The sequence below is a fragment of the Pseudomonas sp. PGPPP1 genome, assembly GCF_002255865.1.
Lineage (GTDB): Bacteria > Pseudomonadota > Gammaproteobacteria > Pseudomonadales > Pseudomonadaceae > Aquipseudomonas > Aquipseudomonas cremoris.
On the sequence record NZ_NKIG01000025.1, the window covers coordinates 68,945 to 82,693 of the forward strand.

Genomic DNA, 13,749 nt, shown 5'->3' on the forward strand with positions numbered 1-13,749 from the left:
ACAACGGTGGATTGCACAGGGTTCAGATCGGAAAGCGGGAGCCGATTGCCGGCTCCCGTGCAGCAACCGCTTACATTTCGACCTGGGTGCCCAGCTCGATCACCCGGTTTACCGGGAGTTTGAAGAAACGCAGGTTACCGTTGGCGTTCTTCAACATGAACGCGAACAAACCTTCGCGCCAACGCGCCATGCCCTTGATGCGCGACGCAATCACCGTCTCGCGACTGAGGAAGTAGGTGGTGCGCATCGGGCTGAAATCCAGGTCATCGAGGTGACACAGTTTCAGCGCCTCGGGCACGTCCGGCTCGTCGGTAAAGCCGAAGTGCAGGATCACACGGAAGAAGCCTTCACCGTAGGAATCCACCTCGAAACGCCGAGCGGCAGGTACACGCGGAATATCCTCGTAGACCACCGTCAGCAACACCACTTGCTCATGCAGCACCTGGTTGTGCAGCAGGTTGTGCAACAGCGCGTGGGGCACCGCGTCCGGGCGCGCCGTGAGGAACACCGCCGTACCCTGTACGCGATGGGGCGGTTGCACGCGGATACTGCTGATAAAGATCGGCAGTGGCAGGCCGCCTTCGTCGAGGCGCTCCACCAGCAATTGCTTGCCGCGTTTCCAGGTGGTCATCAGCACAAACAGCACAATCCCCGCCAGTACTGGGAAGGCGCCGCCCTGGATGATCTTCGGCACGTTGGCGGCAAAGTACAGGCCGTCCACCAACAGGCAGCAGACCAGAACCGGCACCGCCAGTATCGGCGGCCATTTCCACAGCAGCAGCATGACCGCCGACACCAGGATCGTGGTCATCAGCATGGTACCGGTCACCGCCACGCCGTAGGCCGACGCCAACGCGTTGGAGGACTCGAAGCCGAGCACCAGCAAAATTACCCCGACCATCAGCGACCAGTTCACCGCGCCGATATAGATCTGGCCCTGCTCGGCGCTGGAGGTGTGCTGGATATGCATGCGCGGGATGTAACCCAGTTGGATCGCCTGGCGCGTCAGCGAGAATGCGCCGGAGATGACCGCCTGGGAGGCAATCACCGTTGCCAGGGTGGACAACACCACCAGCGGGATCAGCGCCCAGCTCGGCGCCAGCAGGTAGAAGGGGTTACGTGCGGCTTCCGGGTCGCCGAGCAGCATCGCGCCCTGGCCAAAATAGTTAAGCACCAGCGCGGGGAGCACCAGCATGAACCAGGCGCGTGCGATGGGTTTGCGACCGAAGTGCCCCATGTCGGCGTACAACGCTTCGGCGCCGGTCAGAGCCAGCACGACCGCGCCGAGGATGGCCACGCCAATGCCCGGATGAGCCTCGAAGAAACGCACGGCCCACATCGGATTGATGGCGCTGAGCACTTCAGGATGCAGTGTGATGCCATACACGCCGAGGCCACCCAGCACCAGGAACCACGTCACCATGACCGGCCCGAACAGCTTGCCGATGTGATCGGTACCGTGCTTCTGGATCAGGAACAACGCCACCAGCACCACCAAGGCGATAGGCACGACCCACTTTTCCAGTCCGTCGAAGGCCAACTCCAGCCCCTCAACGGCGGACAATACGGAAATCGCCGGGGTGATCATGCTGTCACCGTAGAACAGCGCCGCCCCGCACAGGCCACACACCACCAGGAAGCTACGCAGCTTCTTGCGCTCCCCCGCCGCCCGTCGCGCCAGTGCAGTAAGGGCCATGATGCCACCTTCGCCTTGGTTGTCGGCGCGCAGCACGAACAGCATGTACTTGATCGAGACCACCCAGATCAGCGACCAGAAGATCAGCGCCAAAATCCCCAAGACGCCGTCATGGTTGACTTGCACTCCATAACCGCCGTTGAACACCTCTTTAAGGGTGTAGAGCGGGCTGGTCCCGATATCGCCGTAAACCACCCCGACCGCTGCCACCAACATGCCAATCGGCTTTGCGGTGGAATGCTCGGCACCTGCCGCCGGACTACTTGCCTGACCCATCAACCACTCCTGCCCTTTGACCTGAGGTCTTTTATAAACAGCGCGACTAAGCTGACCCTAGCATGCGCTGTTTTACTTCTCGTAACAGACGTTTTATTGACCCCGGGGTTTTCCCCGTGCGCAACGGCGCGAAGCATAGCGCAGCACTCGTCGCATTTCCCTGCTCAAGTGATTCAGGTGTCGTTTTACGCAGTCAGCAATAGAGGTAAAGGCAAATTGAAGCCTTTTTGCCTGCATTGATCACACTGACGGCCAACCGTATATTTTCGGCCCGACTCGATCGCGCTGAATTTGTGGTCCTGGCCAGTTTCCCAGCTCATTAAATCGCGCTCTGCATGCCTCCCGCAGTCGATATAGAAACTCAATCATCGACTTGTCTCTTTTAAGGTACATTCCTCATGTACGAAGTGAAACACGTGCTGTCAGCCAATGGCGTGGACATTTACCAAGCCTGGCTCGACACCGTGCAAGACACGCGTTCAAAAGCACGAATCACCACCCGAGTTGACCGAGCCTCCCTTGGCCACTTCGGCGTTACCGAACCTGTGGGTGATGGGGTTTTTGAGATGAAACTCGACTTCGGACCGGGGTTTCGCGTGTATTACGCAATCCAGGATCGGAAGATTGTTTTCCTGTTAGGTGGTGGTTCAAAAACCAGACAGCAGAACGACATCGACCAAGCCAAAGGCCTCTGGAAATCTTACAAGGTGCAGCAAAAATGACCATTCGTACTCGCTCTCATGAAGATAGCGTCCTTGAAATGCTTCGAAACGACGAAGCATTTGCCCTCGAATACCTGTCTGTCGCGCTTGAGGAAATTGATGAAGCAGGGGGTGAGGACGCCTTCCTGGTCGCTGTCCGTCGAGTAGCGGAAGCGCGTGGCGGAATGCTCAGCTTGTCTCAAAACACAGGCCTTAACAGGGCCAATCTCTACAGATCTATCGCCGTCGGCGGCGACCCGAAGCTCTCTACCCTCCTGAAAGTGCTTCAAGCGTTGGGTGTGGGCATGTCTAAAGTTGTATCCCACCGCACAGAGCAAGACGTTCAGGCTTGAGGGCGGGGTCTGGGCTCTGCGAATTAACCAATGCAGCACTCGTCGCATTTCCCTGCATAAAGCTGGTCAAGTGCGTTGCCCGTCGCTAGAATTGCGCACTTTTTGATCAGAGGCACACCAAGTGCCCGTCTACCGCCTTGTCGTGCCCGACTGGCGGCGTCATTCAATACCGAGGTTAGACATGTCCACCACCATCGCAAAAGCCAACCCCAAGGTTGGCTTTGTTTCCCTGGGTTGCCCGAAGGCTCTGGTCGACTCCGAGCGCATCCTCACGCAGCTGCGTATGGAAGGCTATGACGTTGTGTCCACCTACCAGGACGCCGACGTGGTGGTGGTCAACACCTGCGGCTTCATCGACTCGGCCAAGGCGGAGTCCCTGGAAGTGATCGGCGAGGCCATCAAGGAAAACGGCAAGGTCATCGTGACCGGCTGCATGGGTGTGGAAGAAGGCAATATCCGCAACGTGCACCCGAGCGTGCTGGCTGTGACCGGTCCACAGCAATACGAGCAGGTGGTCAACGCCGTGCACGAAGTGGTGCCGCCGCGTCAAGACCACAACCCGCTGATCGACCTGGTGCCGCCACAGGGCATCAAGCTGACCCCGCGTCACTACGCGTACCTGAAGATTTCCGAAGGCTGCAACCACAGCTGCAGCTTCTGCATCATCCCGTCGATGCGCGGCAAGCTGGTCAGCCGCCCAGTCGGTGATGTGCTGGACGAGGCACAGCGCCTGGTTAAATCCGGCGTGAAAGAGCTGCTGGTGATATCCCAGGACACCAGCGCCTACGGCGTCGACGTGAAATACCGCACGGGTTTCTGGAACGGCGCGCCGGTGAAAACCCGCATGACCGAACTCTGCGAAGCCTTGAGCAGCCTGGGTGTGTGGGTGCGCCTGCACTACGTTTACCCGTACCCGCACGTGGACGAACTGATCCCGTTGATGGCTGCCGGCAAGATCCTGCCGTACCTGGACATCCCGTTCCAGCACGCCAGCCCCAAAGTGCTCAAGGCGATGAAACGCCCAGCCTTTGAAGACAAGACCCTGGCGCGCATCAAGAACTGGCGCGAGATCTGCCCAGAGCTGATCATCCGCTCCACCTTCATCGTCGGCTTCCCCGGCGAAACCGAAGAAGACTTCCAGTACCTGCTGGATTGGTTGACCGAAGCACAGCTGGACCGCGTCGGTTGCTTCCAGTATTCGCCGGTTGAAGGCGCACCAGCCAACCTGCTGGACCTGGCCGTAGTGCCAGACGACGTCAAGCAAGACCGTTGGGAGCGCTTCATGGCGCATCAACAGGCGATCAGCTCGGCACGTTTGCAACTGCGTATCGGCAAGGAAATCGAAGTGCTGATCGACGAAGTCGACGAGCAAGGCGCAGTGGGCCGTTGCTTCTTCGATGCGCCGGAGATCGACGGTAACGTGTTTATCGACGATGCCAGCGGTTTGAAGCCAGGCGACAAGGTCTGGTGCACCGTGACGGATGCCGACGAGTACGACTTGTGGGCCGAAAAGCGCGACTAAATCTGTAAAGATTTAAAAAAGCCCCGCCTCTGGACAAGATGCGGGGCTTTTTTAGGTCTATCGTTTTGCCCATCAGCGCACATCAAGGCAAGGGGCAGCGGGCATGCGTCAGCATTCGGTTATCCACACACCTAAAACCAGCGACTACACGCACCTGGCGCAAATCTGGGAAGACTCGGTACGCGCGACCCATGACTTCCTGCCGGACAGCTACATCGTGTTGCTGAAAAACCTGGTGCTGACACGCTATCTGGATTCGGTGATGTTGATCTGCACCAAGGACCTGCGCCAGCGCATCACCGGTTTTGCCGGGGTGGCGGCGGGTAAGGTGGAGATGCTGTTTATCGACCCACAGCACAGGGGCGAAGGCTTGGGCCGGCAATTGCTGCGTTACGCGATTGAGCACATGAATGCCGATGAACTGGACGTCAACGAGCAGAACCCCCAGGCGCTGGGCTTTTACTTCAAGCAAGGGTTCGAGGTGGTCGGACGTACGGAGCATGACGGTCTGGGGCAACCTTATCCGTTGCTGCATATGCGTTTGCGCCAAGTGCAGCAACAAGCTCGACAGGGCTAATTGAAATGGAGCCGGGATTAACCGGCCCCACACAGGTACAATAGCTGCCCCCTTTTGTTACGGCCCTTGTCATGACTGACCCCATACGCCTCTCCAAACGCCTTATCGAACTGGTCGGTTGCTCCCGTCGGGAGGCTGAGCTGTTTATCGAAGGCGGCTGGGTCTCGGTGGACGGTGAAGTGATCGACGAGCCGCAGTTCAAGGTCACCACCCAGAAGGTCGAACTCGACCCAGAAGCCAAGGCCACCGCGCCAGAGCCAGTGACCATCCTGCTGCACGCCCCTGCCGGCGTGGATGCCGAGACCGCGCTGGCCACCATCAGCGCCGAGACCTTGTCCGAAGAACACCGCTTCGGCAAGCGCCCGCTCAAGGGCCACTTCCTGCGCCTGACCGCCAGCGCCGACCTGCAAGCCAAGGCCAGCGGCCTGTTGGTATTTACCCAGGACTGGAAGATCCTGCGCAAGTTGACCGCCGATGCCGCCAAGATCGAGCAGGAATACGTGGTGGAAGTCGAAGGCGACATGGTTGCCCACGGCCTCAACCGCCTCAACCACGGCCTGACGTACAAAGGCAAGGAACTGCCGGCGGTCAAAGCCAGCTGGCAGAACGAAAACCGCCTGCGTTTTGCGCTGAAAAACCCGCAGCCGGGCGTCATCGCACTGTTCTGCGAAGCGGTTGGCCTCAAGGTTATCGCCATTCGCCGCATCCGCATCGGCGGCGTGTCCATCGGCAAAGTACCGGTCGGCCAATGGCGTTACCTGTCCGGCAAAGAGAAGTTCTAAGCCCCTCCCCTTTTTTCGACACCGCCTGATTCGGCGGTGTCCCCAGTTGAATACCAGGATTGCCCACCATGATTCACAACGACGTACTGCGCAGCGTGCGCTACATGCTCGACATCAGCGACAACAAGATGGTTGAGATCATCAAGCTCGGCGGCATGGACGTAACCAAGGAAGACTTGCTGACCTACCTCAAGAAAGATGAGGAAGAAGGCTTCGTGTTCTGCCCGGATGATGTCATGGCGCACTTCCTCGACGGCCTGGTGATCTTCAAGCGCGGCAAGGACGAAAGCCGTCCACCGCAGCCGCTCGAAACCCCAGTGACCAATAACATCATCCTCAAGAAGCTGCGCGTCGCCTTCGAACTGAAAGAAGACGACATGCACGCCATCCTCAAGGCCGCCGAGTTCCCGGTGTCCAAGCCAGAGCTGAGCGCGCTGTTCCGCAAGTTCGGCCACACCAACTACCGCACGTGTGGCGATCAGTTGCTGCGTAATTTCCTCAAGGGCCTGACCTTGCGGGTTCGCACCTAAGCCATGCGTTACAACGTCTCGCCCGTCGGTTTCGTACGTTCCTGTTTCAAGGAGAAGTTCGCCATCCCGCGTCAGCCGCAATTGGCGCCCGCCGCCCGTGGCGTGCTGGAGTTGGTGGCGCCGTTTGACGGCGGCGAGGCAGTGCAGGGCTTGGAGCAAGTCAGCCATGTGTGGCTGCTGTTTCTGTTCCACCAAGCCCTGGAAGACAAGCCACGCCTGAAGGTGCGCCCACCGCGCCTGGGCGGCAATACGTCTATGGGCGTGTTTGCCACCCGTGCGACCCACCGGCCCAATGGCATTGGCCAATCGGTGGTGAAGTTGGACAAGGTGGAGCCTGGCAAGCTGTGGATTTCCGGGATCGACCTGCTCGATGGCACGCCGGTGCTGGATATCAAGCCGTATGTGCCGTACGCAGACATCATCGACACCGCCACCAACGACATGGCCAGTGGCGCCCCTACGTTGATTCCCGTGCAGTGGCTGAAGACCGCACTGCATCAGGCACAAAGCCATGCCCAGCGGCTGGATGAGCCGTTGGTGGCGTTGATTGAGCAGTGCTTGGCGCAAGACCCGCGGCCGGCGTATCAAACGCCTGGGCCTGAGCGTGAGTATGGCGCGCAGTTTTGGGATGTGGATGTGCGGTGGCACTATCCCGAGGCGGGGCTGATTTGTGTGCTGGAAGTGCTTCCAGCCGGATAAACACCAGAAACAACTGTGGGAGCCGCTTGTGTGGGAGCTGGCTTGCCTGCGATAACATCACCTCGATTCAACTGAATAACCGAGGCGTCTGCATCGCAGGCAAGCCAGCTCCCACAAAAGCCAGCTCCCACATTTTTTTGTATCGGTGTTTACTTCTCGACGAACGCACGCTCGATCAAATAGTCACCCGGCTCACGCATGCGTGGCGAAACTTTCAGGCCGAAGCTGTTCAGCACTTCGCTGGTTTCATCCAACATACTTGGGCTACCGCACAGCATGGCGCGGTCGTCCTCAGGGTTGATCGGCGGCAGGCCGATGTCGGTGAACAGCTTGCCGCTGCGCATCAGGTCGGTCAGGCGGCCTTCGTTTTCGAACGGCTCGCGGGTCACGGTCGGGTAGTAGATCAACTTTTCACGCAGGGCTTCACCGAAGAACTCGTTCTGCGGCAGATGCTCGGTGATGAATTCGCGGTAGGCGACTTCGTTGACGTAACGCACGCCGTGGCACAGGATCACTTTTTCAAAGCGCTCGTAGGTTTCCGGGTCCTGGATCACACTCATGAAGGGTGCGAGGCCAGTGCCGGTGCTGAGCAGGTACAGGTGTTTGCCCGGCTTCAAATCGTCAAGCACCAGGGTGCCTGTCGGTTTTTTGCTGATGATGATCTCGTCGCCTTCCTTCAAGTGCTGCAATTGGGAAGTCAGCGGGCCATCCGGGACCTTGATGCTGAAGAACTCTAAATGCTCTTCCCAATTCGGGCTGGCAATGGAGTAAGCGCGCATGAGCGGGCGGCCGTTGGGCTGTTGCAGGCCGATCATCACGAACTGACCGTTCTCGAAGCGCAGGCCCGGATCACGGGTGCACTTGAAGCTGAACAGAGTGTCGTTCCAGTGATGAACACTGAGGACACGCTCGTGGTTCATGTTGCTCATGTACGGGGGACTCCTGGAAATGGGTCTGCGCCACAAAAATAGATGCGCAATTGCACAGCATTCTAATGGCGGCGACAATATCTGTTAACTGGATTATTAAGATAAGGGTTATCGGTTATATCGATATGCGATTTACTCTCCGTCAACTGCAAGTCTTCGTCGCCGTCGCCCAGCAGGAAAGCGTCTCGCGCGCTGCTGGCCTTTTGGCCCTATCTCAATCCGCCGCCAGCACCTCGATCACCGAGCTGGAGCGTCAATCCAGCTGCCAATTATTCGACCGCGCGGGTAAGCGCCTGAGCCTCAACGCCCTCGGTCATCAGTTACTGCCCCAGGCGGTCGCGCTGCTGGACCAGGCCAAGGAGATCGAGGACCTGCTCAACGGCAAGTCCGGCTTTGGCTCCTTGGCGGTCGGCGCCACCCTGACCATCGGCAACTACCTGGCCACCCTGCTGATCGGCAGCTTTATGCAGCAGCACCCCGAGAGCCAGGTGAAGCTGCATGTGCAGAACACTGCTCATATCGTGCACCAGGTTGCTCACTACGAAATTGACCTGGGTCTAATCGAAGGCGACTGCAGCCACCCCGATATCGAGGTGCAAACCTGGGTGGAAGATGAACTGGTGGTGTTTTGCGCCCCGCAACATCACCTGGCCAAGCGTGGCGTGGCGAGCATGGACGAGTTGACCCATGAGGCATGGATCCTGCGGGAACAGGGCTCTGGCACGCGCCTGACGTTCGACCAAGCCATGCGTCATCACCGTAGCGCGCTGAATATCCGGCTGGAGCTGGAGCATACCGAGGCGATCAAACGGGCAGTGGAGTCAGGGTTGGGGATTGGCTGCATTTCACGGCTGGCACTGCGCGATGCATTCCGCCGTGGCAGCCTGGTGCCGGTGGAAACCCCGGACCTGGACCTGGCCCGGCAGTTTTACTTCATCTGGCATAAACAGAAGTACCAGACCTCGGCAATGCGCGAGTTCCTGGAACTGTGCCGCGCCTTCACCGCCGGGGTTCAGCGCAGCGACGAGATCGTGCTGCCGAGCATTGCCTGAGGGCTAGATCAGGATCACGGCCCATACCAGGGTAATCATGGTCAATGCCACAAATTGTGCGGCACTGCCCATGTCCTTGGCGTTTTTAGACAGGGGGTGACGGTCCAGGGAAATCCGGTCAATCGCCGCTTCCACCGCCGAATTAAGCAACTCGACGATCAGGGCCAACAGGCAGACCGCGATCAGCAACGCACGCTCGACCCGGCTGACGTGCAGGAAAAAGCTCAGCGGGATCAGGATGACGTTGAGCAACACCAACTGACGGAATGCCGCCTCGCCGGTAAAAGCTGCACGCAGGCCATCCAGGGAGTAGCCCCCCGCATTGAAGATACGTTTGATACCGGTTTGACCCTTGAAAGGCGACATAGACGTAGGCAACTGAACTAAAGGAGTGGGGAAGCTAGATCACGCAAAGTCAAAAAAGCGTGAATCGGTTACATCTTAATGCTGCGAAATTGACTCAAGTTGTTGCAGAAGCAGCGCCGCCTGAGTGCGGGTACGCACGCCCAGCTTGCGAAAAATCGCCGTGACATGAGCCTTGATGGTCGCTTCCGACACGCTCAACTCGTAGGCAATCTGCTTGTTCAGCAACCCTTCGCAGACCATGGTCAGCACGCGGAATTGCTGGGGCGTCAGGCTCGCCAGGCCATCACGGGCGGCCTTGGCTTCGTCGGAGACGTTGATTTCTTCAAACGCCTGCGGTGGCCAGGACACATCGCCATCAAGCACGGTTCGCACCGCTTTCTGGATATCTTCCATGGCGCTGGACTTTGGAATGAACCCACTGGCGCCAAACTCCTTGGAGCGCACCACCACGTCGGCTTCTTCCTGAGCCGAGACCATCACGACGGGAATTTGCGGGTATTGCCCGCGCAACAAGACCAGCCCGGAGAAACCATAGGCACCGGGCATGTTCAGGTCGAGCAGCACCAGGTCCCAATCGGATTTTTCGGTAAGGCGGGCTTCCAGCTCGGCAATGCTGGCAACTTCGACCAGGCGCACGTCCGGGCCGAGGCCCAGGGTCACTGCTTGATGCAGAGCGCTGCGAAACAGCGGGTGGTCATCGGCTATCAGGATTTCGTATGTGGCCATTGATTAAATGATCCTGTTTTTTATGGGAACGCTGATGGGTTCAGCGTTCACCAGTACACAAGGCGATGGCCAGGCAGCCATTGCCACAGGGCAAGTCCGACGTCAAAAGCAGTTGAAACGACGTCGAAAATTCACGGTTACGCCCCAATCGGCGCCCAGCATGCCCAGCGTAGCCTGGAGGGTCAAGCACTACGCCAGTGGGCATTTTAGCGGGTTACGCGCATGCGGTGCCATCATGCAAACGTCGTCTGGTTATAGCGCCGGTATATAGGGCGCAAGACGCCGATGCACAGCGTCCTCCACGTCCAGCGGCAACTGGAACTTGGCCGCCAGGTAATGGGTGCTGAAGACGTCGAGGTAGGCATCCAGTACTTCGCTGGCAGTCTCGTCGGCGGCCAGTTCCAGGCACAGGGCGGCGACTTCGGCGGTACAGAAATGGTCATCGCGCTTGGAGCGCCGCAATTTGTAGCGCGACAGTTGCTCAGGGGCCAGGCTCAGTACCGGCAAGTGTTCCAGATACGGGCTTTTGCGGAACATTTTGCGCGCTTCGCTCCAAGTGCCATCAAGCAGGATAAACAACGGGCGCTTACCCTCCACCACCTGCACTTGGCTGACCACACGTTCGGGGGCGACGAACTCACCGGGAAATACGATATAGGGCTGCCATTGCGGGTCGGCCAGTAAGGTCAGCAAAGCAGGGTCAACCTCGGTGCGCGACCAGGCGAATGCGGTGGTGTCGTCGACCACGTCAGCGATCAGCCAGCCGGTATTGCTCGGTTTCATCGGCTCGACATCGTGCATCAACAGGCACATGGCGGACCTGGCCTCGACCTTGGGTCGCCAGGCACACAGGCAATACTCGGGGATCACTCGGCAACCGGGGCAACGCTCGGCACGCGAACCACGATTAAGAAACGGCCTGACGGCACGGGCCAGGCGTTGGGTGCGCAGGCGAGAGACGGCGTGGCTCATCGGGTGCGCCGCTGGGAAGGGTAAATCGACACGGTGAAAACTCGTGGAGGGTTTAAGGGCCGCAGTTTACCAGCGATACGCCTGGCTGTAGTGGCAAGGGGTCACCTATAATTGCGCGCCACTGAACGCACAGCGCAGTGGCTGGTCTATGCACCAGTAACCGAATCAGGAGAGTTTCATGCTGCGTTCCATGCTGCGTCTTGCCGCCCCATCCATCGCGCTTGCGCTGGTATTGCCCGTGGGCGCCCAGGCGGCCTCGCTGCTGGAGGCCCAAATGAACCGCAAGCTGCAAAGCGTCGCGGCTGAAAGCAACAAGGACCTGCCACGGGAAATTGACGAAAAAACCCTGGAAGTCGCCTACACCGTCGAAGGCATGCAGTTGATCGATCATCTCAGTGTGCAGCCAGATCGCGCCGAGCAGATGCGCGCCAATCCCAAGGCCGTGTATTTCCAACTGGGCCAAAGCGTGTGCTTGAACAAGGGCTACCGCGAGTTAATGGCCAAGGGCGCAGTGATGCGCTATGAAATCACCGAGAACAAGACCAACCGCCCTGTAGCGTCGGTCAAGTTTGTTGAAGCCGATTGCCCCGCGCCGGCTGCAGCCAAGAAGAAAAAGTAAAGACTGAACCTTCGCGCGCTACCGTCCGGTGGCGCGCACGCCCCGCATCAACTCCTCCCTGCAGGCTAGACTGCGTATCAGGCGACCAATAAGCGGTTGCCAGCCAAGGGTTTTCCGGCCCATGATCAAGTCATCCCAACTATTCATTCACAGCGCTTTTCATGCTGTTCTGTAACAATTTCAGGGCAAAAGAAGGTTGCCCCCTGCGGCAAGCAGCGACACATGCAGTGTTGTAGCTCCGGCGAATGGCTCGTCGGCCACCCGGGCCCTGTAAGAAGGAGACGTTGAATGCCTTACGAACCGAATGACCGCCTGCTCCAGCTTTTTGAAGAAAACGGGGCCGACCTCACGCAGCAGGTCGAAACGCAACTCCAGCTGATCGCTCCCAACAGCCCGAACATCCCTCTTTATCGCGACATGATCCTCACCGTGCTACGCATGGCCAAGGACGACCGCAGCCGCTGGAATGCCAAAATCACGTTGCAGGCTGTCCGCGAACTGGATAACGCCTTCCGCGTACTGGAGCAATTCAAAGGACGCCGTAAAGTCACGGTGTTTGGCTCGGCGCGCACCCCCATCGAAAGCCCGCTGTATGCCTTGGCCCGAGAAGTCGGCGCATTGCTCGCGCAATCGGACCTGATGGTGATCACCGGCGGCGGCGGCGGGATCATGGCGGCCGCCCACGAAGGCGCCGGCCTGGAGCATAGCCTGGGGTTCAATATCACCCTGCCGTTCGAGCAACATGCCAACCCGACCATCGATGGCACCGAGAACCTGCTGTCGTTCCACTTCTTCTTCACCCGCAAGCTGTTCTTCGTCAAAGAGGCCGATGCATTGGTGTTGTGCCCAGGCGGCTTCGGCACACTGGATGAGGCGCTGGAAGTGCTGACCCTGATCCAAACCGGCAAGAGTCCTCTGGTGCCCGTGGTGTTGCTGGATGCACCCGGCGGCGGATTTTGGCAAGGCGCCCTGGACTTTATCCGCAGCCAACTGGAAGCCAATCGCTACATCCTGCCCACCGACCTCAAGCTGGTGCGGCTGGTGTACAGCGCAGAAGAGGCAGTGGAAGAGATTAACCGGTTCTATGCCAACTTCCATTCCACGCGCTGGTTGAAACGTGAGTTTGTAGTGCGTATGCATCATGCGCTTAGCGATCGGGCGTTGGCCCATCTGCAGAGCGAGTTCGCCAGCCTGCGATTGAGCGGGGAGTTCCAGCAGCTTGCCTATACGGGTGAGGAGCATGATGAGCCGAAGTTCAGCCATTTGACGCGGTTGGTGTTCAACTTCAACGGGCGAGATCAAGGCCGGTTGCGGGAGTTGGTGGATTACATCAACTTGCCGGAGAACTGGGCGCAGGCTCAGGGGAAGGCGCAGCAGCGGTTGGCGCCGGAGACGGCGTGATTTTTTGAGTTTTGTAAATAAAAAAGCCCCGCCTGCAGAGATGCAGGCGGGGCTTTTTTGTAGTGAGCGGCTGGTGTTCAGTCGTCCATGTCGCGGCCGCTCAATAGGCGGCTGATCATCTCCATCGAGAATCCGCGATAACTCAGGAAGCGTCCCTGTTTCGCACGCTCTTTGGCATCGATAGGCAGATGGCCAGAGAACTTGCGACGCCAGGTGTCTTCCAACTGCGACTGCCAACTGATCCCGCACTCACGCAGGGCGAGGTCGATATCAGCGCGTTGCAGGCCGCGTTGGCTCAGTTCTTCGCGAATCCGGGCGGGGCCGTAGCCGGAACGTGCTCGGTAGGAGACAAAACTTTCGAGGTAACGGGATTCCGACAGCAGCCCTTCTTCCGTCAAACGGTCGAGGGCGGTTTCGATCATTTCGAGTTCTGCGCCGCGCTGACGCAGTTTGCGCGTCAGCTCGACTCGACCATGCTCGCGGCGAGCGAGCAAGTCCATTGCAGTGCGCCGGACGGCGACGAGTGTATCCAGTACAACTGTCATCGT

At 58.9% G+C, this 13,749-nt stretch carries 16 protein-coding genes; 10 read left to right on the forward strand and 6 right to left on the reverse strand.

The window, feature by feature from the left end; all coding sequences use genetic code 11:
* Window positions 1-70: 70 nt before the first annotated feature.
* Window positions 71-1,972: a potassium transporter Kup gene (locus tag CFE47_RS23665; protein ID WP_286840785.1), complete on the reverse strand. Its 1,902-nt coding sequence runs from the start codon at window positions 1,970-1,972 to the stop codon at window positions 71-73.
* A 398-nt stretch (window positions 1,973-2,370) separates the two neighbouring features.
* Here CFE47_RS23665 and CFE47_RS23670 point away from each other — a divergent pair, with 398 nt between their 5' ends.
* From CFE47_RS23670 to tsaA, 7 genes are all read left to right on the forward strand, one after another.
* Window positions 2,371-2,694 carry a type II toxin-antitoxin system RelE/ParE family toxin gene (locus CFE47_RS23670; protein WP_286840786.1) on the forward strand — a complete coding sequence of 108 codons (324 nt, stop codon included), beginning with the start codon at window positions 2,371-2,373 and terminating at the stop codon, window positions 2,692-2,694.
* Window positions 2,691-3,026, forward strand: coding sequence for an addiction module antidote protein (locus CFE47_RS23675; protein ID WP_286840787.1), 336 nt, complete (start codon window positions 2,691-2,693; stop codon window positions 3,024-3,026). Before CFE47_RS23670 ends, CFE47_RS23675 begins: the two co-directional genes overlap by 4 nt.
* Before the next feature lie 181 nt (window positions 3,027-3,207).
* Window positions 3,208-4,548 (forward strand): 30S ribosomal protein S12 methylthiotransferase RimO, encoded by a 1,341-nt coding sequence (gene rimO, locus CFE47_RS23680; RefSeq protein WP_003231334.1) that lies wholly within the window; start codon window positions 3,208-3,210, stop codon window positions 4,546-4,548.
* 103 nt (window positions 4,549-4,651) lie between these two features.
* Window positions 4,652-5,125: a GNAT family N-acetyltransferase gene (locus tag CFE47_RS23685; RefSeq protein ID WP_286840788.1), complete on the forward strand. Its 474-nt coding sequence runs from the start codon at window positions 4,652-4,654 to the stop codon at window positions 5,123-5,125.
* A 71-nt stretch (window positions 5,126-5,196) separates the two neighbouring features.
* Window positions 5,197-5,907 (forward strand): rRNA pseudouridine synthase, encoded by a 711-nt coding sequence (locus tag CFE47_RS23690; RefSeq protein WP_185707518.1) that lies wholly within the window; start codon window positions 5,197-5,199, stop codon window positions 5,905-5,907.
* A 68-nt stretch (window positions 5,908-5,975) separates the two neighbouring features.
* On the forward strand, window positions 5,976-6,437 hold the full coding sequence (locus tag CFE47_RS23695; protein WP_286840789.1) for a YehS family protein: 462 nt from the start codon (window positions 5,976-5,978) through the stop codon (window positions 6,435-6,437).
* Between the two features lie 3 nt (window positions 6,438-6,440).
* Window positions 6,441-7,136, forward strand: coding sequence for a tRNA (N6-threonylcarbamoyladenosine(37)-N6)-methyltransferase TrmO (gene tsaA / locus CFE47_RS23700; protein WP_286840790.1), 696 nt, complete (start codon window positions 6,441-6,443; stop codon window positions 7,134-7,136).
* A gap of 149 nt (window positions 7,137-7,285) precedes the next feature.
* Here the strand turns inward: tsaA and fpr are convergent, their stop codons facing one another.
* On the reverse strand, window positions 7,286-8,065 hold the full coding sequence (fpr, locus tag CFE47_RS23705) for a ferredoxin-NADP reductase (protein WP_124526086.1): 780 nt from the start codon (window positions 8,063-8,065) through the stop codon (window positions 7,286-7,288).
* A 125-nt stretch (window positions 8,066-8,190) separates the two neighbouring features.
* Between fpr and CFE47_RS23710 the strand changes: the two genes are divergently transcribed.
* A complete protein-coding gene (locus CFE47_RS23710; protein WP_010212678.1) occupies window positions 8,191-9,117 on the forward strand; it encodes a LysR family transcriptional regulator in 927 nt (308 codons plus the stop codon).
* A 3-nt stretch (window positions 9,118-9,120) separates the two neighbouring features.
* Here the strand turns inward: CFE47_RS23710 and CFE47_RS23715 are convergent, their stop codons facing one another.
* From CFE47_RS23715 to CFE47_RS23725, 3 genes are all read right to left on the reverse strand, one after another.
* A complete protein-coding gene (locus CFE47_RS23715) occupies window positions 9,121-9,483 on the reverse strand; it encodes a diacylglycerol kinase (RefSeq protein WP_017137081.1) in 363 nt (120 codons plus the stop codon).
* A 75-nt stretch (window positions 9,484-9,558) separates the two neighbouring features.
* The gene (erdR, locus tag CFE47_RS23720) at window positions 9,559-10,209 is read right to left on the reverse strand and encodes a response regulator transcription factor ErdR (RefSeq protein ID WP_003189050.1); all 651 of its coding nucleotides are present in this window, start codon (window positions 10,207-10,209) and stop codon (window positions 9,559-9,561) included.
* A 252-nt stretch (window positions 10,210-10,461) separates the two neighbouring features.
* On the reverse strand, window positions 10,462-11,181 hold the full coding sequence (locus CFE47_RS23725) for a tRNA-uridine aminocarboxypropyltransferase (RefSeq protein ID WP_286840796.1): 720 nt from the start codon (window positions 11,179-11,181) through the stop codon (window positions 10,462-10,464).
* Between the two features lie 178 nt (window positions 11,182-11,359).
* Between CFE47_RS23725 and CFE47_RS23730 the strand changes: the two genes are divergently transcribed.
* Together CFE47_RS23730 and CFE47_RS23735 are read left to right on the forward strand one after the other, a co-directional pair.
* A complete protein-coding gene (locus tag CFE47_RS23730; protein ID WP_185707526.1) occupies window positions 11,360-11,800 on the forward strand; it encodes a PA3611 family quorum-sensing-regulated virulence factor in 441 nt (146 codons plus the stop codon).
* Between the two features lie 288 nt (window positions 11,801-12,088).
* Complete coding sequence (locus tag CFE47_RS23735; protein WP_286840798.1) at window positions 12,089-13,201, forward strand: LOG family protein; 1,113 nt, start codon at window positions 12,089-12,091, stop codon at window positions 13,199-13,201.
* Between the two features lie 77 nt (window positions 13,202-13,278).
* Here CFE47_RS23735 and recX read toward each other — a convergent pair whose 3' ends face one another.
* The gene (gene recX / locus CFE47_RS23740; protein ID WP_286840800.1) at window positions 13,279-13,746 is read right to left on the reverse strand and encodes a recombination regulator RecX; all 468 of its coding nucleotides are present in this window, start codon (window positions 13,744-13,746) and stop codon (window positions 13,279-13,281) included.
* Window positions 13,747-13,749: the final 3 nt, after the last annotated feature.